This is a genomic window from Fundidesulfovibrio butyratiphilus (genome assembly GCF_054657235.1).
In genome coordinates, this window is sequence record NZ_BAAHXA010000001.1 from 1,613,763 (window position 1) to 1,634,275 (window position 20,513).

General features: G+C 66.3%; 15 protein-coding genes and 1 tRNA gene. 5 read left to right on the plus strand and 11 right to left on the minus strand.

Annotated elements, in window-relative coordinates; all coding sequences use genetic code 11:
• Window positions 1-57: 57 nt before the first annotated feature.
• From hemB to ACYQ01_RS07665, 10 genes are all read right to left on the minus strand, one after another.
• Window positions 58-1,047 (minus strand): porphobilinogen synthase, encoded by a 990-nt coding sequence (gene hemB, locus ACYQ01_RS07620; protein ID WP_459933237.1) that lies wholly within the window; start codon window positions 1,045-1,047, stop codon window positions 58-60.
• A gap of 51 nt (window positions 1,048-1,098) precedes the next feature.
• Window positions 1,099-2,277 carry a 12,18-didecarboxysiroheme deacetylase gene (ahbC, locus tag ACYQ01_RS07625; protein ID WP_459933238.1) on the minus strand — a complete coding sequence of 393 codons (1,179 nt, stop codon included), beginning with the start codon at window positions 2,275-2,277 and terminating at the stop codon, window positions 1,099-1,101.
• A 347-nt stretch (window positions 2,278-2,624) separates the two neighbouring features.
• Entirely contained in the window at window positions 2,625-3,353 is a 729-nt protein-coding gene (locus ACYQ01_RS07630) for a hypothetical protein (protein WP_459933239.1), read from the minus strand.
• Window positions 3,354-3,519: 166 nt separating this feature from the next.
• Window positions 3,520-3,855, minus strand: coding sequence for a hypothetical protein (locus ACYQ01_RS07635; protein ID WP_459933240.1), 336 nt, complete (start codon window positions 3,853-3,855; stop codon window positions 3,520-3,522).
• Between the two features lie 65 nt (window positions 3,856-3,920).
• A complete protein-coding gene (locus tag ACYQ01_RS07640) occupies window positions 3,921-5,801 on the minus strand; it encodes a YIP1 family protein (protein ID WP_459933241.1) in 1,881 nt (626 codons plus the stop codon).
• A gap of 56 nt (window positions 5,802-5,857) precedes the next feature.
• On the minus strand, window positions 5,858-7,057 hold the full coding sequence (locus ACYQ01_RS07645) for a glycosyltransferase family protein (protein ID WP_459933242.1): 1,200 nt from the start codon (window positions 7,055-7,057) through the stop codon (window positions 5,858-5,860).
• Window positions 7,054-8,106, minus strand: a complete 1,053-nt coding sequence (locus ACYQ01_RS07650) for a glycosyltransferase family 4 protein (protein ID WP_459933243.1) — start codon at window positions 8,104-8,106, stop codon at window positions 7,054-7,056. Before ACYQ01_RS07650 ends, ACYQ01_RS07645 begins: the two co-directional genes overlap by 4 nt.
• Window positions 8,107-8,139: 33 nt before the next feature.
• The gene (locus ACYQ01_RS07655; protein ID WP_459933244.1) at window positions 8,140-9,801 is read right to left on the minus strand and encodes a glycosyltransferase family 2 protein; all 1,662 of its coding nucleotides are present in this window, start codon (window positions 9,799-9,801) and stop codon (window positions 8,140-8,142) included.
• Complete coding sequence (locus tag ACYQ01_RS07660) at window positions 9,785-10,870, minus strand: glycosyltransferase family protein (RefSeq protein WP_459933245.1); 1,086 nt, start codon at window positions 10,868-10,870, stop codon at window positions 9,785-9,787. The genes ACYQ01_RS07655 and ACYQ01_RS07660 overlap by 17 nt, the downstream gene beginning before the upstream one ends.
• Before the next feature lie 2 nt (window positions 10,871-10,872).
• Window positions 10,873-11,889, minus strand: coding sequence for a glycosyltransferase family protein (locus tag ACYQ01_RS07665; protein WP_459933246.1), 1,017 nt, complete (start codon window positions 11,887-11,889; stop codon window positions 10,873-10,875).
• Window positions 11,890-11,983: 94 nt separating this feature from the next.
• On the opposite strand from ACYQ01_RS07665, the gene amrA reads away from it, so the two are divergent.
• The 5 genes from amrA to ACYQ01_RS07690 all read left to right on the plus strand — a co-directional run bounded on the left by amrA (window position 11,984) and on the right by ACYQ01_RS07690 (window position 15,924).
• Window positions 11,984-12,538 (plus strand): AmmeMemoRadiSam system protein A, encoded by a 555-nt coding sequence (gene amrA, locus ACYQ01_RS07670; protein ID WP_459933247.1) that lies wholly within the window; start codon window positions 11,984-11,986, stop codon window positions 12,536-12,538.
• 241 nt (window positions 12,539-12,779) lie between these two features.
• A complete protein-coding gene (locus ACYQ01_RS07675) occupies window positions 12,780-13,079 on the plus strand; it encodes a hypothetical protein (RefSeq protein WP_459933248.1) in 300 nt (99 codons plus the stop codon).
• Between the two features lie 373 nt (window positions 13,080-13,452).
• A complete protein-coding gene (locus ACYQ01_RS07680) occupies window positions 13,453-13,986 on the plus strand; it encodes a hypothetical protein (protein ID WP_459933249.1) in 534 nt (177 codons plus the stop codon).
• 157 nt (window positions 13,987-14,143) lie between these two features.
• Window positions 14,144-15,832 (plus strand): GTPase HflX, encoded by a 1,689-nt coding sequence (gene hflX / locus ACYQ01_RS07685; RefSeq protein WP_459933901.1) that lies wholly within the window; start codon window positions 14,144-14,146, stop codon window positions 15,830-15,832.
• 16 nt (window positions 15,833-15,848) lie between these two features.
• A tRNA-Phe gene (locus tag ACYQ01_RS07690) sits at window positions 15,849-15,924 on the plus strand.
• Window positions 15,925-16,442: 518 nt separating this feature from the next.
• On the opposite strand, the gene ACYQ01_RS07695 is transcribed toward ACYQ01_RS07690, so the two are convergent.
• Window positions 16,443-19,877 (minus strand): class I SAM-dependent DNA methyltransferase, encoded by a 3,435-nt coding sequence (locus tag ACYQ01_RS07695; RefSeq protein ID WP_459933250.1) that lies wholly within the window; start codon window positions 19,875-19,877, stop codon window positions 16,443-16,445.
• Window positions 19,878-20,513 lie beyond the last annotated feature (636 nt).

A 20,513-nucleotide genomic window follows, 5' to 3' on the forward strand; every position in this document is an offset into this window, starting at 1 on the left:
TGAATCCTGTCCGCCCCGGACCGGGCATCGGCCTCCGGTCCGGTCTGGCGGCCGGCGCTACAAGAGCCCCAGCAGCTCTTCGGCGAAATAGGTGATGATGATGTCGGCCCCGGCCCGCTTGATGGCCAGCACGGATTCGAGCATCACCTTGTCGTGATCCATCCAGCCCAGTTGGGCCGCGGCCTTGATCTGGGCGTATTCGCCGCTCACCTGATAGGCGGCCAGGGGCAGCTCGAAACTCTCGCGCACCAGGCGGATGATATCCAGGCAGGGACCGGCCGGCTTGACCATGAGAAAGTCCGCGCCCTCGGCCACGTCGGCCCCGGCTTCGCGCAGGGCTTCGCGCCAGTTTCCCGGGTCCATCTGGTAGGTCTTGCGGTCGCCGAACTGCGGGGCGGACTCGGCCGCCTCGCGAAACGGCCCGTAAAAGGCCGAGGCGTATTTCACCGCGTAGCTCATGATGGGGGTGTTCTTGAACCCGGTGTGGTCGAGCGCCTGGCGGATGGCCAGGACCCGGCCGTCCATCATGTCCGAGGGGGCCACGATGTCGGCCCCGGCCTTGGCGTGGGACACGGCCGTGCGGGCCAGAAGCTCCAGGGTCACGTCGTTTCGCACGTCTCCCGCCGGGGTCACCATGCCGCAATGGCCGTGCGAGGTGTACTCGCACAGGCACACGTCCGTTAGGACCAAAAGCCCCGGATAGGCGGCTTTGAGCGCGGCCACGGCCCGCTGCACGATGCCCTCGTCCGCGTAGGCCTGGGACCCGCTGGCGTCCTTCTTGGCCGGGATGCCGAACAGCATGACCGCCCGCAGCCCCTTGTCCATGGCCCGGCCCACGCGCGCCACCAGGGCCTTGAGCCCCAACTGGGACTGGCCCGGCATGGTGGTGATGGGCTTGTCCAGATTTTCGTCCTCGGCCTCGACGGCGAAATAGGGCATCACCAGATGCTCTGGCGACACCTTGGTCTCGCGCACGAAATCGCGCAGGGCCGCGCTGGCCCGAAGCCGTCTGCCGCGATAGAAATCGCCTTGTACCGTGGGAAGCATTGTCGCCTCGCTTGCTTAGGAGTCCTTGTTCCGCGCCCGGCCCCGGCCGGGTCAGCGAATCTCGTCGTCGGTCAGGTAACAGGCCGGGTCCTCGGCCCAGGGGTCTCCGTAATAGGCTTCGGCCCTGGCCCGGAAGTTGCCGCCGCAGATGGGCAGGAACCTGCACGTCTTGCAGCGCCCGCCCACATGGGCCTTTTTGTCCTTGAGCTTGTGCAACAGCTCGATGGCCGGATCGTCCCAGATTTGGGAGAACGGCCGCTCCAGCACGTTGCCGAAGGTGTGGTTGCGCCAGAACTGGTCCGCGTGCACCGAACCGTCCCACGAGATGCAGCCGATGCCCCGGCCGGAATTGTTGCCTTCGTTGAACGAAAGCAACTCCATAACCTCGGCCGCCCGGGCCGGATCTTCCTTGAGAAGCCGGAAGTACACGTAGGGGCCGTCGGCGTGGTTGTCCACGGTGAGCACTTCCTTTTGCAGGCCGGCGTCAAAAAGATCGCGGGTGCGGTCCAGGATCAGGTCCACCACCTGCCGGGTCTCGGCGTGGTCCAGATCCTCCTTGATGAGTTCGGACCCGCGTCCGGAATAGACCAGATGATAAAAACAGATGCGCGGCACTTCGCGCTCGCGAAGCAGGTCGAAGACCTTGGGGATCTCTGCCGCGTTGCGCTTGTTGATGGTGAAACGCAACCCCACCTTGAGCCCCTCGGCCTGACAGTTGGCGATGCCGCGCAAGGCCTTCCGGAACGAACCGGGCACGCCCCGGAACTCGTCGTGTATGTCTTCCATGCCGTCGAGCGAAATGCCCACGTAGGAAAGCCCCACCGCCTTGAGCTCGCGGGCTTTTTCCTGAGTGATGAGGGTGCCGTTGGTGGAGATGACCGCGCGCATGCCCCGGCTCACCGCGTGATGGGCCAATTCGGTCAGGTCCTTGCGCACCAGGGGCTCGCCCCCGGAAAAGAGCATCACGGGCGCGCCGTAGGCGGCCAGATCGTCGATCATGGCCTTGGCCCGTTCGGTGGAAATGGGGTCCGAGCCGGACTCGTCCACGGCCTTGGCGTAGCAGTGCACGCACTTCAGGTTGCACCGCTTGGTCATGTTCCAGACCACCACGGGCTTCTTGTCCTTGGAGAACTGGAGCAGATGGGAGGGCAACGCCTTGGAATGGCGGCCGTAGCGCAACGCGTCGGAGACCTCCACCGCGCCGCAGTAGAGCTTGGATATGCCGATCATTGAATTTTCCTTGGGGACGAGTGTCTGGGGGCAGCCTGTAACACGTTTGCCGCCGGCCGGAAAGGACCCCGGACGGGTGACGATGGAAACAAAAGCGCGCGGAAAGCCGAAAGGTCCGCGGGAGGGCGAGGGCGAAAGGATTCCCCGGATACGGCCGGGCGAGAGCGGAGAAATCCCCGGAAAAAGCGCGGGGGCGTGTTTCGCCACCTTGCGCCGCGGCGCCTGTCCACGCTTGACCGGGCGGACCATCCCGCGCGGGCAACCGGGGCCCCACGCGGAGCCCGTCCCGGGCCGCCGGAGGCGATGCGTCGCTCGGGGCCTCCGCCGGCCTGACGCCGCGCCCGCGGTCAGCTCTCCAGATAGGAGCTTTGCAGCGGCTTTTTGGGCGGAGGCGGCGGGGCCTGCTCTTGAGGAATCGAGACCGGGGCCGGGGTGGCCCCGGCCTGCTTGTATTGCATGCCGTAGTTCCAGTTCTTGACCGGTCCTCCCAGGTCCGCGGCCAACCCGGTCATGATGGCCCAGAGCGGGTCCATGGGCATGCGGGTCTTGCGCGTGAAGAGGATGAAGTCGTCGGCCTTGCCCGGCTCCATGCGCCCGGCGTGGGCCATGGACCAGATGCGCTGCCCGGTGTTGACGTCAAAAATCTCCACCGAAAGCGAGATGGCCGAATCCGACTGGGTGCCGCCGGCCAGAAGGTAGCCGATGCGCCCCACCACGGCGCAGTCCGCCCCCCGGTCGCGGGCCATGAGAACGGCCTGTTCCGGGGTGACGTTGTCCACGCCCTGCTCGTAGTAGCAGGCGGGGAACACGCCGTCGCGGCTCCAGATCTGCCAGAACACTTCGGTGAGCTGCTTGCCCAGGTCCCGGGCGCTGAGGATATCCTGCTGCACCTTGAACGGCACGATAAGGGCCTTGAAAGGCCTGGACGGCGCGTTCATGGGTTGCACGTACACCGCGGGGTTGTTGCGTTTGACCCAGGCGTCCACGTACAGGGTCGACTGTTCCGTCAACTTGGGGTCGAAGGCGCAGGCCGCAAGGGCCGTCGCCAGCGCCAAAACAATGGCGATGCGTCTCATGTTTGCCTCACTGGGACGATTTCACGACATGCTCGCGCCGCAACGGTCCGCCCTCCATATCGAGGAAGAGGCCCGTGGTGGCGAGGGGTTACGCCGGACGAACAATCCGGGTCGCTGTTTCGGGCCGGTCGCCGAAACGAGTTCTGCAAGATCCGCGCCTGCCGAGTCACTGCGGCCTTGTCGTGGGGGGCGGCGCGGTGGAGACCGTATCCATGAGCTGCGTTTTGGAAACCAGAAGGCTCTCGCGCAACTCCAGACGTTTCTTGAGCGGCAGCAGCCGGAACTCCGGCTTGGACGTCAATTCATCAAGCTGGTCCATCTCTTCGCGAATATTGACGATCTTCTGCTGAAACGACGGTTCTTCCGGCCACACCCGCGAGGCGACCTCGGCCAATTCCCGCAGTTCGCGCGCCAGGTCCTGAAAAGCTCTGGGATGGGTCTCCCGGGCTTGGCGGCGACGGTTCACCAGCTTGCTCCAGAAGTGTTTCAGCCAATTGCTCAAGGGCGTATTCTCCGGGGCGTCCGGCACGGCCGAAGACCGCCGGACCGAAAGGAGCGATTCCGCGCTCAGGCGCGCAGAGCCAGCACGTACAGGGCGAAAAAGACCATGAGGTAAAACGACCACTTGACCAGCACCGAAGCCAGCACCTGGGAATACCCGGACTGATGCTGCTTCTTGAGTCCGATGGCCTGCAAGGCCATGTGCCAGATAATCACCACCGGCAGCAGGTATTGCAGAGGCACGGGCGCGGCGGCCAGCAGCCAGGGGGTTCCCGCGTAGCACAGCATGCGGAAGGTGGCCTCGAAGGGCCGGGTCACGCCGCGCAGCAGCCCGAGCAGAAAGTGGCTGAGGGCCGCGTCCAGGAACGAAAATCCGACCATGAGCACCGGAGCCAGGCCCAGAAAAGCCAGGCTGCCCAGCCCGCTCACTCCCAGCCCCTGAAACCCCTCGGTCCGGGTGAGTTCGGAAAAGGCCGGGCCCAGGCCGAAGAACTTCCAGATCATCCAGAACAGGGCCACCAGTTCGCTCACCGCCATGGCGTAGATCAGCGGACGCACCCGACCGGCTTCCGGGTTGAGATTTTCGAAAAAATCACCCGGTTTGAACAGCACGTTGCGCACGGTCTTGAGAAACGCCGGAGCCACGCCCACCTGTTCGAACTCGTCCCAGGGAGCGGCCGCTTCGGCGACGTGGGAAACCTCCTTGGGGGGTTTCTTGCTCTCCTTGCCCGGCGGGGGGGACGGAACCGGATCGCCGCCCATGGCCTGCAACCGGGCCCAGATGTCGCGCACGGGCTCGTCGCCAGTGGTGGCCTCGTGCGGGGTACGGGAGGCCGTCCGGGCGGATTCCCAGAAATCGGGCTCCGGCGGCTTGGGCGGTCTGGGCGGTTCGGGGGGCGGGCTCGGTTCGGGATCGGGCGTCAGGCCGGGTTCCTCGCCGCGCAGGGCCTCTCCCAACTCCGACAGGCTCGCTCCCGAGGCGTCAAGCCCGGCCGTGTCGCTGGGCGTGTGTCTGCCGACAGAAACGGGCTCCTCGCGCGAAAATTCGTCCTCCGGGCGCGTCTCGGCTTCCGGGGCATGGGGTGCCGAAGGTTCCGGCGCGAAAACCGGCTCCCGTTGCGGGGCGTACACCGCTTCCGGAGCAGGCCCCCCGGCGCGGGGCGCCACGTCGTCTTCGCCGCCGAAGTCGGCCGGCTCGGCCTGGTCGCGCACGACCTCGTTCGGAACATGGTCGACCGGGCGGACGAACTCGGTCCGGGCCTGCGCCTCGTGGTCCGAATCCGGCTTCGCGTCGGCCACGCGCTCCTCGTCCGGCTCGTGGCCGGGCACCCTCCGGACGTCGACCGGCCGTCCCGAAAAGCCCTGGGCGTCGGTTTCCTGGTCAACGGAAACCCCGGGCTTCGGCTTGGGGGCGGGACGCCAGGACCGGGGCGGCTCTTCCTTCGGAATCGGGTTCGTCTCCCAGCGGGAGCCCGCATCCTTCTCGGGCCGTACCCAGCTGCGTTGCGGAGGCTCGGGCCAGGGGCCGGAGTCGCGCTCCTGGCCGCGCCGGTCGCTTTCCGGCTGCCTGGGCGTGGGGGACTCCTCCCCGGGCTCCGGATCGGGCAGCCAGCGCGCCGTGGACTTCAGGGTGCGCGGGGGCCTGGTTTTGGGCTCCCACACGTCGTCCGGCAAGGGCCTGTAGGTCACGCCCAAGGGGGCGAAATACGGAGGCGGCGTGGAGCGCATGTCCTCCGGCGAAGGGGCCGGGGAGGGACGCGAAGGACTGGGCGGATAGGCCGGCGCGTTCGAGGGAGGAGCGTTCACCACATTGGGCGCGGGCGAGGAATCCTCCCGAAACCGGAATCGAAACCGGCACTTCGGGCAGGTGGCGACGCTGGAGCGCGCCGGAATTTTGCTTGCGGAAATTTCCCGGCTGTAACCGCATTGGGGGCAGACGATGCGCATCGGTAACCTTCAGGCCCTTTGGCCTGGCAAGGCTGTAGCCCGCCTGAAGCCGCAAATCAACTCGAAAGCCCGGCCAAATTGACGCGGGGAGCAAACTTCCCCGCCACCACGCGTTCGATCGCGGTCCGAAAAACACGTTCCGGCAGTTCGGGAAAAGCCGCGTTCTGCCGATGGCGCACGCCGCCGCCCCCGGCCTTGTCGAACAGGGCGTGCTTGCGGGCCAGGGCCGCCTGGTCCTTGACCAGATCGCCCAGGTGGAGCAGCGCCGGAGCCAGCACCAGGCCGGTCGAGCCGGCCAGTCCCTCCAGGCGTTCGTGCACGGGGCGCACGTAGCGCAGCCCGGGCGTCTTGCGGAAAAGCCGAAGTTGCGCGTCGGGCCACAGGCCGTAGCCCACCCGCACCCCGCCCGGTCGCAGACCGTGACGGGCCAGGGCCACCGCGTTCCAGTCCGGCCGGGCCATCAGCTCCGGCAACAGGGCGGCCAGGGCGTCGGGCATGCGCTCGTCGCCGTCCAGGACCAGCACCCACTCTCCCCGGCAGGCCGCGAGCATGCGGTTGCGCTGGGCCGCGAAATCGGCCTTCAGCGGATGGGCCAGATGCAGGACCGGACAATGCGCCCCCGGGGGGGCGTCCGGGGGGCGCTCGGCGTCCCACACCACCACGGCCCGGTCGCAACGGCGCGGCAGAGCGGCGAAAAACCCCTCCAGGTCCGGCTCGTCCGGATGCAAAATGGCCCCCAGGCACAACCCCTCGTCCGGGCCGGGAACGCCCCGCGAAGCGTCCCCGCGCGCGCCGTGCTCCCCGGCGGACCGGGCCAGCTCCGCCGGCTGGTAGGCGGCCAGCAGCCGGCCCAGATCGCGCAAGCGGTTTCGGGCTTCCGGTTCGGCCACTTCGGGATTGATGCCCTGGGCCGCTCCCGGCCACAGCCCGCCCAGGACGACAAGCGCCAGAAGCGCCAGGGGGGAGGTGTCGACCACCAGCCTGGACCGTCCGATCCGTCCGCCCGCGCGTCGGGCCTGGTCGGGCGAAAGTTCCAGCACCACGATTTCCGTCTCCGGCGGCAGGTCGCGTTCCAGAGCGGCCACGGCCCGGCCCGAGCCCAGGCCCAGGAGAACGAGCCGACCGGCCCGCCGGCCGGCCCGCTCCAACGGGGCCAGGGCTTGGGGCGACGCCGGGACGTCGGCGTACCCTCCGTCGCCCGCGCCCAGACGGTGGGCGAGCACCTGGGCGGTGTACAGGGACAACAGCTCGGTCATGATTCCAGCAACTCCTGGTAGATCGCTCCCAGGCGCGCGGCCACGGTCTGGGCGCGCCAGAGCGCGGCGGCCTTTTCCCGACCGGCCTGGCCCATGGCCCGGGCGCGGTCGGGGTTTCGCCACAGCCAGGCCAGGGCCCGGGCGTACTCTTCCCCCGTGGTCGCCACCAGGCCGGTCCGGCCGTGCTCCACGAGTTCGAGCTGGGCGTTGTCGCGTAGCCCGGCGGCCGGATGCGTCACCACGGGCAGGCCGGCGGCCATGGCCTCGGCGATGGCCATGCCGAAGGATTCCCCGGTGTCGTTGGCATGGGCCAGGACGGACAGCCCGCCGAAGAACCGGGCCAGCTCCGCGTCGGTTTCCCGCTGGTCCAGACACACCACGTTGCGCTCGAAGCCTCCCTCGGCCACAAAGGCCAGAAACCGTTCCGTGGCCCCCACCACCTCGAACCTAAAATCGGGGACCAGCTCGCGTAGCGTGGGCAGCATGGCGAAGACAAGTTCGCTCCACTTGCCGGGATCGGGACGGGAAAGCCGGCCGGCCACGGGGCGAAAAAAGTCCTGGGCCGGGGTGTCCGCGGCGAAACGATCCGTATCCACGGGATTGGGCAGCACGAGGTAGCGCTCGGGACGGTCCAGGCCGTAAACGGCGGCGTACCGCTCCAGACAGAAGCGCGAAACGAAAAGATGGCGATGGATGCGCGCCTGCGCCGAAGACGCGTCCTTGCGGCCGAACACGTTGGTCTCCACCAGGGCTCTTGGCCGGTAGCGCACGACAGGCTCTATGAGAGCGGGTTCGGCCCAGCCCGCCCGGTGCACGTGCACCACCTGGGGGCGCAATTGTTCGAGAAGGGCCAGGAGATCCCCTCCCACGATGACCGGAACCCCGGACCGCCGAATCTGCCCCCGTCGCTCGCCGTCCACGGGGGACCAGACGAAGGGGGCAAATCGCCGGCGGTCCAGGTGCTCGACCAAAAGTTGCATGGCCTTCTGCGTGCCGCCGAGCCCCAGGCCGGACACGACGTGCAGAACGCGCACGGGAAGATGCGACACCGTTTTCTTGTCCGTCTGGCTACAGGTTGCGCTTCACCGACGCCCCACGCATACGACCGTGGGCGCCCCGGGGCAAGCCGCCCCGCCCGTCTCCGGCTCCGCTTCGCCGTAAACCGCGCGCACGCGCTCCCGCTTGCGGGCCAGGTCCCGCGCCAACAGGTCCTCGTCGCGTCGGCGCAGGGCTTCCAGCGCGTCCGGCGGATGCTTGGCCGCCAGCTTGCGCAGGTTGGCCATGCTGTTGGCCGTAGCCCTCTCGTCCAGATGCAAAAGCGCCCCGGAGAGTCTGGCGTGCAGCACCTTGAGGTGTCCCTGGTAGATCGTCGCGCCGCCGGCGCGGGCCTGACGCAGATCGTGGTCCAGGTCGTCGTACTGGGTGGGCGAAAAGCGGATGTCGAACCCGCCGCCGGCCAGCAGCGCCTCGGTGCGAAACAGGTGGCAACAGCCCGTGACCGACAGGCTGGGCCGCAAATAGGCGAACTGGCCGTAGTCCAGATCCTGGGCGCAGAGGCAGGCCGGATTCGGGGCGTCGCCGCGCTCCCATTCCAGGTGGATGTCGGCGTTCTGCAGCCGTCCGGGCGCGGCCTGGTCGGCGGTCAGGCAGCCCCAGACCCAGGCGTCGGGGAAGGCCGACACGGCGGTGCCGAAACGGCCGAGCCAGTCCGGGGGGACCAGGGCGTCGTCGTCCAGGTAGGCGGTAAAGGCGCAGGCCCGCACCTCGGGCCGGGTCATGAGCCAGTTTCGCGCCGCCGGGGCCCCGATATTCACGGGCAGGCGAAAGGCGACCAGCTTCTCGCCCAGCCGGTCGGACCACGCGCCAAGCACCTCGGGAGTGCGGTCCGGGCTTGCGTTGTCCAGGACCAGAAACCGGGTCTCCCGGGGGTTCGACGCGGCCAGGGCGGCCAGCGTGGCGTCGAGTTCGTCGGCCTTGCCCGAGGTGTAGAGGCACACGGCCACGCCTCCGGGCGGCGGGGGGCCCGGTTGGTCGAGCTCCTGAAGGATGTCGTGAAGCCGCAACAGCGCGCCGACGTTCCAGGGATCGGCGCGCACCGCCCGGGCCAGGAGAGCCGCGCCCTCCTCCCGCCGGCCGAGGCGCACGAGCGCGCAAGCCCATCGTTCGTCGCACAGGGGAACGGCCTCGGCGTAGAACCTGGCGGCCGTCTCCGGGTCGCCGGTCTGAAAGGCCAGGTCGCCGATCGACTTGGCCCGCGCCGGCTCGGTTCCCTGCGGCCAGGGCCGGTGCGCGAGTTCGCGCGCGCGGTCCCAGTCGGCCAGCAGAAAGGCCAGGTCCAACCGGTGGGCACGCCAAAAGAGTTCGTGGTCTCCGGCGGCCAGGCGTTGGTCCAGGAACCGGGCCAATCCGGCGTGATCGCGCCTGGCCGCCAGTTCGGCCAGGGGGCCGGTGTCGGCCGGGGGACGGGCCTGCGCGGCCACGGCGCGAACGCAGGCGGCCGTTTCCGGGGAAAGAAACGCCCTCCCCCGGTTCAGGGCGTCCAGCGCACCGGCCAGGGAGGCGTCCAGGGGAGCGGCCCGCCAGGCCGCGTGCAAAAGCGACAGCCCCAAATCCTGGGTCGCGGGCGTGGCCAGGGCCAGGCGGGCCAGTCCCGCCAGATGAGGCCTTCCCGAAGAGCCCAGCAACAGCCCGTAACGCAGGGGGCCGGGCAGAGCGGCCCAGTCCAACTCAGCCGGTCGGTCCATGACGTCGGTCCCTTGTTCGGGGCGTTTCACGCCCGGTTTTCATGCGCACGGCCTCGCGCCAGGCCTCAAGGTAGGCCGCGGCCCCGCTGTCCAGCCGGTGACGGCCGAAGACTTCGGCCCGGGCCTGGCGGCCGAGTCTTCTCCGGGAAACCGCGTCTTCCAGCAGGCCTGCCAGGGCCTCTTCCCAGAGGGCTGGGGCCGCGCCGACTTTCACCCCGGTGCGTCCGTTCTCCACCGGGGCGTACGGAGGAAGGTCGGCATAGACGCCGGCCGCGCCCAGGGCCGAATATTCCAGCCACTTCACCGCCGATTTGCAACGATTGAACGCGCTGTCCGAAAGGGGCGCCAGGCCGATGTCCGGCCCGAGACCGGCCAGGGCGCGGGCATAGGCCGCGTAGTCGGGCTCGAAGGGAACGCGCCTGGCCGAAAGCTCCGGCGCGTCGCACCCCATGAGCGTCAGAACCATCCTCGGCCCGAAATGCGCCTGCAGCCGGGACAACGCGGGAGCCAGGGCTTCCAGATCGCCGCGATGCGACGGCGTGCCGGCAAAGACCACGTGCGCGGCCTCGTTTGGTTCCCGCTGCGGCGCGCGCGCACTCCTTCGCCACAATCCCGGGTCCACCAGGTTGGGCAGCACGCGCACCCGCCGGCACAGGGGCGCCACGGCCTCGGCCAATTCCGGCGTGGACACGGTGACCAGATCGGCCAGGCGCAGGAGTTTTTCGGCCCAGGGCCGAACCGGGGCCAGGGCTTCGGCCATGGGATGGTCTTGCGGCACGGCGAGGAAATTGTCGTCCAGGTCGTAGACCACGGCCGCGCCGCTTGAAAGCGCCAAATCCACCAAAGGCCAGGTGCGCTCCATGGGGAAATAGCGTTGAAAAAGCACTACGTCGGCCCCGGGCAGGACATCGGCCGAAAGGGCGTACTGCACGCCGTCCGTGCGCGCGCCCATGCGCGGGCGCACCAGGCCGGTCAACACCCCCAGGGGGCCCGAGAGCCGCAGCCGGGCGCAGGCGTACCAGGGCAGCTCCAGGGTGTAGGCGGCCAGGGTGAGGGGGGCTTCCGGCACGCTCAAACGCTCCGAGTCCTGGCGGCCAGTTCGAGATAAAAGCCGCGATGTTCGGCCGGCAGAGGCAGGGACTCGTCCGTGGCCAGCACGGCGTACGCCGTGGCCATGCGCGCCCGCATGGACCGTCCGTCGGTCAGTCGGGAACGGTGCGACTGTTTTCTGACCAGCGCGGCCAGATGGGCCGCCACGGACTCGGCCCGCGCCCGCACGGTGTGGCGCGCAAGCACCGCGCGTCGTCCGGCCGCCGCGATCTCGCCCAAACGGGGCTCATCCAGCCACACCCTGGCCAGGGCCGCCGCCCGGACCGCGTCCCCGCGCGGATAGGTGAGAAGATGTTCGCCCGGCGTAAACAAGACCTCCAGCCCGTTGTCCACGGCCTCGGTGAGCACGGCCGCCCCGCAGGCCATGGCCTGGAACAGACGGAAGTTGAGCTCCCCCGCGGCCGACTGGTTGATCACCATGCGACTGCGTCCGAACAGCGACACATAGTCCCCCGTGGACACGTCCAGGGGAGCCAAACGCCCCACGGCATCGAGAAACGGCCCCCTGGCCGGATTGGCCGGACTGCCCACCGTGCCCACGAAACACAACGGCACGTCGCGCGCGGTTCCGGGGTCCCGATCGCGTTCGGGATTGCAGAACAGGGGCATCCAGCGAACGGGCCGGGGATGCTCGGCCGCGAACAGGGGCACGTAATCGCGCTGGGCCACCAGAAACAGGTCGAACCCGACCGAGAACGGCACGTGCCAGGGATTGAGGTATTGATCGATGGAATAGCCCAACGTGGGCCAGGGCAGCGACTCCAATCCGGCCACGGAGGGAGGCTGGCAGGTGTCGGCCCAGACCGCGACGTCCGGGACGAACCCCCTGGAGTCGAGCAGTTCGAGCAGCTTTCGCAGGGAAAGCGGACGCGCGAGCCGCACGTCCAGGCCCGGCGACGTGCCGATGCCAAGGACCTGATGGCCCATGGCCCGCCACGCGTCCAGGAAATAGGGACCGTCCACGCAGAGGATGCGCATGTCCCGCCATACCCGACTGGCGGGGAGCGGGCAAGCGTGCTATCCTTGCGAAAAACGGCCGACACGCCGCCGCCACCCCACAGGGAGGACCGCCATGGAGCGCTTTCGTTTTTCGCTCACCGACCAGGAAAAGGCCTACCTCAAGGATTTGGCCCTGCAAACCGTGGCCCACGACCTGAACGCCCCCGCCCCGCCCCAGGCCCCCCGCCCCGACTCCCCCCGGCTGGGCGAGCCCCTGGGGGCCTTCGTCACCCTGACCAAACAGGGCCAGTTGCGCGGGTGCATCGGCAACCTCGTGGGACAGGGACCGCTCGAAAACACCGTGACCTCCATGGCCCGGGCCGCCGCCTTCCGGGACCCTCGCTTTCCCCCGCTCGAAGCCCGGGAACTGCCCGAATTGGCCGTGGAAATCTCCATCATGGGCCCCATAACCCCCTGCCCGGACCCGAACCTGGTGCAAGTGGGACGACACGGCCTCATCATGCGCCGAGGCCCCCTCCAAGGCCTGCTTTTGCCCCAGGTGCCCGTGGAGTGGGGCTGGGACCGCGAAACCTTCCTGGCCCAAACCTGCCGCAAGGCCGGACTGCCCCCCGACGCCTGGAAAGATCCGGAAACCGAAATCTATTGGTTCGAGGCCGAAGTGTTTTGAAGCGGGAAGAAGAAAAGCATTGGGGGAAGGAACCTTTTGTGAACACGAGGTTCCCTCCCCCCCCCCTCCCTCCCAAAAGCTTCGAGTCGGGTGCGTGGCCAGGCGCGCGAGGTTGACCGGGGGCGAAAAACTCGACAAGGGGGCCTTGCGTGAAAAATCGCAGCGCAGGGCCCGCGGCACCGGATGACGAACGCCGCCGAATCTCACGGCCCATGCGTTTCGCCATACCAAGGAGCTGTCCATGATTTTTCGTCCCGTGCTGCTGTTTCTCGTCATGCTGGTCATCGCCTATCTCCTGGCCTTCGTCTGGAACAGGCGGCTGCCCAAGGAAGCGCCCATGGGCCTGATCCTGGCCATGTTCCTGCCCGCCCTCGGCCATCTCTACATCCTCAAGATGTCGAGCGTCCCCTACATCCTGGTCATGGTGGTCTTCGGCTGGCTGACCCACCTTTTTCTGGGCAACATGGCCGCCTACATCCTCACTTCCGCCGTTTCCATGTGGCTCATGTACCACCGCATCGTGGTGCGCGGGGAGCGCTGAGTCCGAAAAGCCCGGCTCCCGCGTTTTCTCTGGGCCGCCCGGCGATTGCGCCGCGCCAGGAAGCGAACGCGACGCCCGCTTAAGCAAAAACAAAGGCCTACGCCGATCGCATCGCGGTGTACGCCTGGTTTTGCGCCTCCATAAGATGGCGCTCGAATTTTCTATTGCCGCGTATTGTACAATGCGTTATTTCTTCGAAAAATCGCACGCACATCCAGCCAGCCGGCGTCGACACCGCGAAGAAAATGACGCGGCAAGCCCCTCGTATCGGTTCGTCGCCGCCCGAGCCTTGGTCCCATGCCCACGCCCCGAAACGCCATCGCCCGGTCCCGGCTGTACAGCGTGACGCCTGCGATCTCGAAGGAGCACACGCATGATCGACACCCTTCCCGTTCCGTTTCATCTGATGACCATTCAGATGCCCGCCTTTTACGCCGCGATGCTTGTCCTGGCCTACATTCTGGCTTGGCCCCTGGCCTCCAGACTGCCCAAGGACACCCCCATGGGCCTGATCATGTGCCTGTTCATCCCCGCATTCGGCCACCTGTATATTCTGCGCGCCGTCAGCCTGGCCTACGTGGCCGGCCTGTTCGTCCTGGACATCGTCTTGCATGCCCGTTTCGGCTGGCTGACATCCAAGCTTGTGGTGACGGCGCTTTCCGCCGCGCTCATGTATCGAAGACTTCAACCCACGCCCGGCGCACAGGTGGCCCAGGCGAGCCCGGAAGAAGCCGATCGCGTCGCCCTGCTCCTGAGCCTGCCCCCGGACATGAACCGCCGCCTGGCCAACCTGGCCTACGACCTGGACCTGAGCCGCGAACAGGCCGGACTGCGCGCCCTGGAGGCCTATCTCGCCCGCGAGGACCGGTTGCGCGAAGAGGCGGAGGATTCCTCCATGCCGCGTTGACGCGCGCAAGGCGCACGGGCGTCAGGAAACCACGCCAAACGCCGATCCGGCAGGCAATCGCCGTCCATGGCGGCAAAAGCCCGCCGACTCCTTGACGGACGGGGTTCGGGGAGCTAGTTCCCACGAAAAGCAACTCAAAGAAGCCCCCGAGGTCGCCATAGCCAGCAAAGTTCTCGGCAACACCGAAGGTCTCAAGCACAGCCAGGTCAAGGCGCTGGAACGCCTCTACACCCGGCGTTATCCTTCCCGAGGCGGATACTCGCCCGAGCAGGCTCGCGAGTTGGCCGTGCTCTCCCACTCCATGGGTCGCCAGGTGGCCCTGCTCATCGACCGCAAGGGACGCCCCGAAATGGTGCTGGTGGGCGAGCCCAACGCCATCTTCATCCCGGAACTCGAACGCTCCCGTCTGGGGTCGGGGCGCCTGCGCGGCCTGCGCCTGCTCCACACCCACCTGACCCAGGCCTCCCTGGACCAGGAAGACCTCACCGACATGCTCTTCCTGCGCCTGGACAGCGTCATCGCCCTCACCGTGGACGACATGGCCTCGCCCGCCAAGGCGCACCTGGCCCACCTGAAGCCCGTGGCCGAAGGCGAAGACGGCAAACCCTACGAAATATTTCCCCCCGCGGACTGGGACAAGACCGACTGGGATCTGGCCGGCGTCACCCAGGCCCTGGAGGACGAATTCGCCCGCATCGACCAGCCCGTGGCCGGAGAAGAGGCCGGACACGGCGACAGGGCCGTGCTGGTGGCCGTGGGCAGCGCCCCCCGGCTGGACCTGGAGGCCTCCCTGGACGAACTGGAAGCCCTGGCCCACACGGCCGGCCTTTCCGTGGCCGGACGGGTGATCCAGCGCACGCCCCAGGTCAACCCCAAGACCATCATCGGCAAGGGCAAGCTCTCGGAGCTGGAGATCCTGGCCCTTTCCACCGGCGCGGCCGTGCTGCTCTTCGACGGCGAACTGACCCCGGCTCAGATGCGCAACCTGGCCGACCAGACCGAACGCAAGATTCTCGACCGCACCCAGCTCATTTTGGACATCTTCGCCCAGCGGGCCACCTCGCGTTCGGGCAAGCTGCAGGTGGAGATGGCCCAACTCAAGTACACCCAACCCCGGCTGGTGGGGAAAAACCCGGCCATGAGCCGACTCATGGGCGGCATCGGCGGGCGCGGCCCCGGCGAGACCAAGCTGGAAGTGGACAGGCGACGCATTCGCGAACGCATCACCCGCATCAAGCGCGAGCTCACCGACCTGCGTCAGCACCGGGCCAAGGCCAGGGCCAGGCGGGCCAAGGCCGGGCTGCCCATCGTTTCCCTGGTGGGCTACACCAATGCGGGCAAGTCCACGCTGCTCAACACGCTCACCCAGTCGCGCGTGTTGGCCGAAGACAAACTGTTCGCCACCCTGGACCCGGTCAGCCGTCGTCTGCGCTTTCCCGAGGAGCGCGAACTCGTGCTCACCGACACGGTGGGATTCATCCGCCACCTGCCCGGTGAACTGAAGGAAGCCTTCCGGGCCACACTCGAAGAGCTGGAAAGCGCGGACCTGCTCGTGCAGGTGGCCGACGCCGGACACCCGGAACTGGCCATGCAGGTGGAAGCGGTGGAGTCCATTTTGCGGGAAATGCAGCTCGACGCCGTGCCCAGGCTGCTGGCGCTCAACAAGTGCGACACCCTGACCCCGGACCAACTGGCCTGGGTCACGCACCGCTACCCGGACGCGGTGGCCATCTCCGCTGTTTCGCGCGAGGGCCTGGACCCCCTGGTTCAGGCCATTTTGGAAAGTTTGCGCTGGCGTGGATCGGAAGCGCAAAAAAGTCTTGCCAGCGCCGCGCAATCGGTATAAATGCATTTTCCCACGCGCCGAGGTAGCTCAGTCGGTAGAGCAAGGGACTGAAAATCCCTGTGTCGGGTGTTCGATTCACCCCCTCGGCACCATAGAAATCAAGGCCTTACGATGAACGTCGTAGGGCCTTTTTCTTTGTGCCGGGATTTTGTCCCCCATCTGTCCCCCGATTTGTGATTATGCGGGGTGAAGCCGAGTGAAAACGGGCCTGGAAAGGTTGGTCGGAATACGGCCCGTGGGGGACAGTCCCCCGGCCGCCACCCCATGCCTTCGCCCTCGCACGTAGTTGTTTCCGATGCCTATTTTTGCCTATCGCCTCGCCACCGTGTCAGTGTCTACTTTTCCCCACGTCATCGCCAAAGACAGCCTTCCTCGCGGCGTCCAGGCTCGGGGCGCAAGTCACCTTCAGGGGCAACGCACGTTGTTCGGCAAGCCGCCTTTCGAATGCCGCCGCCTCGCGGCCTTTCAATACAGGGGTCGGGTGTATCGGTATGGCCATGTCGTGATGACATCTCCGGCGGGATGAATGGCAAACGGCCCGCTCTCCAAGGAAGGCGGGCCGCAAAAGTACCAAGCAGAGTGGTCATCAAGCCGCGAGCGGACAACACGCTCACGCCACGGCATACCGTCCTTCTTCCAATTTGCGCACCTGCCCTAGGCTGGCCAGGGTTTCCAGAAGCTCTGCGACACGTTCGCGCTTGGCTCTTTTGAAGGCTTTGGCCACCTGTTCGGCAGTCACGGGCTTGGATTGGGCGGCGAGAACCGCAGCCACGGCGGCGGCCTGTTCCGGCAGGCTGCCCGGCCAGGGAAGCGCGGCTTTCTTGGCCTTGGTGGGCAGGGCCGCCACTCCAGAGGGCAGTTGCACCACGCGGGGGGCGTGCGGGGCCTGGTATTCGGGCCTGATCCACCGCACCAGGCCTTGGGCTTCTTCGGCTTGGCGCTCCTGGTTCAGGGCCAGGAGACGGGAAAGTATTTCCTGCTCCGAAAGATCGGCGGGCCAGCCGTAGGCCTGAGCCACGGCTTCGTCGAGCTGCTGGTGCAGTTCGAGCAGCAAGGTCACCAGCCCTTTTTCGTGGATTTCCTTTTCCGCGTCGTTCAAGGGGCGCTTGGCGCGCAGTGTTTCCAGAACGTTGTAGAGCCGAGTCAAGGCCAGCTTTGGATGCTCGGCAAGACGCTCCTTGCGATGGGCGTCGATACGTTCGGCCAAGTCACGGATTCTGGCCTTGAGCGCGGGAGTCGGATCGGAAGGAAAGGGAAAGGTCTCGAAGCAGCGGGTCTTGTTGTAGCGGGGTGTATGCCCGACTCCAAGACGGCCCCCAGCTTCGACGGCCCAAAGTCCATGAAAGGAACTTGACAACACCCCAAGAATGTATGCGTCATCGCTCGCGATGTTCACCAGCATGTTGTCTGGAATGATCGACGCATCCAGGAACTGGAATACCCGGTGCTTGGCTGTCTCCACAGTTGCGATGTAACGGAAAAGACCTGCGAGGGCCGGTCGAAAGTCTTTGCGCGGCTCACCAAAAATCCACCAGTATTTTGTATAACTGGCTCTGTTGTTGGCGTCTCGCTCAGGCTTCACACGATCCACGAGCCACTGGTACACTTCGGGGTACTGGTCGCGCACTTGTTCCGCCGTCAGGCCGTAGCAGTCGATCACCCTGGCCCCGCGCGAGTTGGCCGTCAGGTCCCGGCCATTGACGTAGGGGCGGATGTGTCGCTCCAGGCCGGGCCGTCTGCCAAGTCCCAAGCTTGTAGCCTGCTCAGGAGTAACGATGAATCCCGCCCCATGCAGTTTGACCCCAGGGCAACTCACGCCTTCGTTGGCCCGCAAGGCCTGAGCGAGAGTAAGGTCCGCTCCGATGGTCAAGTCCGAGTTGATGCGGCCAAGGCTCTCTCCGAGAAGCACGTCAACTTCGCCATTCTCCCCGGTTGTCTCTTTCACCACACGAACGAGCCGTCCTTCCGCCGACCCGACGTTCGCGACGGTCAGGCTGATACGCACGTCGGCGGACTCCGAATCGTCCTTCCACGGGTGGTCCGCCACGGCGAACACAATGCTGACCGGGTGCTTGGGATTGCTCAGAAAGGGTTCGATGACCCGGCGATTGAAGGTTTGGCTCAGGGAATTCGTGGTGATGAAGCCGAACCTCCGCACCCGCCCCACCTGGGCGGCCAAAGCGGCCTTGTACCACCAGAACATGACGAAATCCGACGCCTTCGGCACTTTGGGATAGGCTTTGTGCAAGGCCTCGAAATACGCTTCGCCAAATTCGTCGCGCTTATCCTTTCCGCCGAGAAACGGAGGGTTGCCCACAACGAAGTCCGCATCGGGCCACGTGTATGGCCTGGGGTTCTTCATGCGCAAGACGGGCGCTCGCTGGGTTGCGTCCGGCATGGGTCTGCCGGTGGTCGGGTTCGGCACGGTGCTTACCCCGTCCCAACGCGTCCGGGGTTGGCCATGCTTGTCCAGAACGGGTTCCAGGCCGTCCTGGTCGATGAGGGCGTCGCGCTCCATGATGTTGCCGAAATTCTGAACCACCGGCACAGGCGGAACCACGTCCCCCTTGGTGCGGAAGTGCCATTGCAGGTAGCCGATCCACAGCACAAGCTCCGCGATGGCGGCGGCGCGGGGGTTGATCTCCAGGCCAAGGAACTGGCGGGGGTCCACGGTGAGATTCTTCATCTCGGCCAGGTATTCCTGGGAGAGGCCTTCGCGTCCCAGGTCGCCCTCGAAGTCGAGCACTTCGGCTTCCAGGCGTTTGAGATGCTCCAGGCAGACATAGAGAAAGTTTGCCGTGCCGCAGGCCGGATCGAGCACCTTCACCTGGGTCAACCGCCTATGAAAGCCTTTGACCTCCTCCCAGGCTTCCCTGGTCTTGCCCTGGCTCAAAAGCAGCGTCGAAGCCGTCTGCACCCCTCGCCATTCCTCGCGCAGGGGCTCGATGACCGTGGGCAGGACCAAACGCTCGACGTAGGCTCGCGGGGTGTAGTGGGCTCCCAGGCGATGCCTGACCTTGGGGTCGAGCGCCTGTTCCAGAAGGGTGCCGAAAATCGCGGGTTCAACGTCTTTCCAGTCAGCGCGTGAAGCCTCCAAAAGCATGGTCAGTTGGCTCCAGTCGAGAGGCAAGGCGCGGGCGTCCCGGAAAAGGCCGCCGTTGAAATAGAGCACTTCCTTTTTCAGGGCCACGCACCAGCCGCCGGTATTCATCTTGGCCCAAAGCTCCTCCACGGTGGGGACAAAGCCGGCAGGCGCGTCGAGAAGCGACTCCAGAAGCGAACTGAAGGCGTTCGAGGGCAAGAGCCCCACGTCCTCGGCGAACATGGTGAAGAGACAGCGCATGAGAAAATCAGCCACCACGCGAGGCGGGTTGTCGGCGCTCTCCAGGGATTTGGCGAGACGCGCCAGGTTCTTCGCCACCTGTAACGTCACCTGGGCTTGGCGCTTGCTGGGGTCCAGGCTCAGGGGATCGAGCCAGACAGTGCGCAGGAGGTCGCGCTTTTCGCCGTCTCGAAGATCGTCGAGAAGGATGCGGTGGTTTTTCGCGTCGGGGAACGGGGTGTAGGTGGCCCCGGAGCGGGAGAACTCGCTGTACAGTTCGAAGCAATGCCCGATGTCGCAGACGATGAGAAAGGGAGGTCGCCCCTCCTGGGGTGGAAGCGCGCGGGCGTAGGATTCGGCCTGGTTCTTGGCTCGCAGCATGGCTGTTTTCCAAGCGCCGGTGCCGCGTTTCAGCCCGACTTTTGACCCTACCGTCGGCACAAGACCGGGTTCGATGGTCCCTTCCTGGGCCTGCTTGGCTTCCAGTACGAAAGCCCCGCAACGGTAGAGGTCGATGCGGCCACGACTCTCGCTTCCGTCACCGTGCTTGAAGACAACCTTGCGCTCGAATCCGTAGGAAGTCGTTTCGCCAAGCCGTGCCGGCTCCGGTTCGGGAAGGGCCAGCAAACGGCAAAAATCGAGCAGAAACGGCTGGGAATTGGCCTGCTCTGACCCGCCCGAGGGCTTCCATTTTGCGATGAACCGGTCGACGTTGGCTGTCATGACGGGCTGTTATGGAATAGCATGGAGAAAGGGTCAAGCCAGCGTTTGCGTTCGTAGTGTCCGTATTGGGTCAGTTTTGAGCTACGTTAGGGGTTGCCGAGCGCGGAGCGCCCTTGGCGTGGGATGCTTAGGTAAGCCGGCCAGGAACGATCCTGGAAGCCGATTCGGGCTGTGGACAGGCGAAAATTTGGAAGTGTTTGGCCTCGGACATGATTGAACCCAACACGCCTTCGGGGTAAGCTCATCCTACCTGGAACGAGGGCGCTCCCACGGGTCGTCAAGGATGGAGTCTTTTCGGAGACTGTAGACGGCGGTGCATAGGGGAGGCGCGGATTGCTTCCACCGCTTGGATTCACCGATGCGAAAGTATCGCTCCCACCCCAGGACGGGTCAACGTAGGCCTGAGGTGCGTAGGCCAAGATCGGACCATCCTTACCTGCCTCCCCATCGCCAGATTCCAGGTTTTCTTTTGGCCCATTCTCGCACAGAGGGTGGGCCTTCTCTTTGACTTCGTGAGGCCTCATGGTATGCTCTCCTACCTGGAACGAGAGCGCTCCCACGGGTCGTCAAGGATGGAGTCTCTTCAGAGACTGTAGACGGCGGTGCATAGGGATGGCGCGGATTGCTACTACCGCT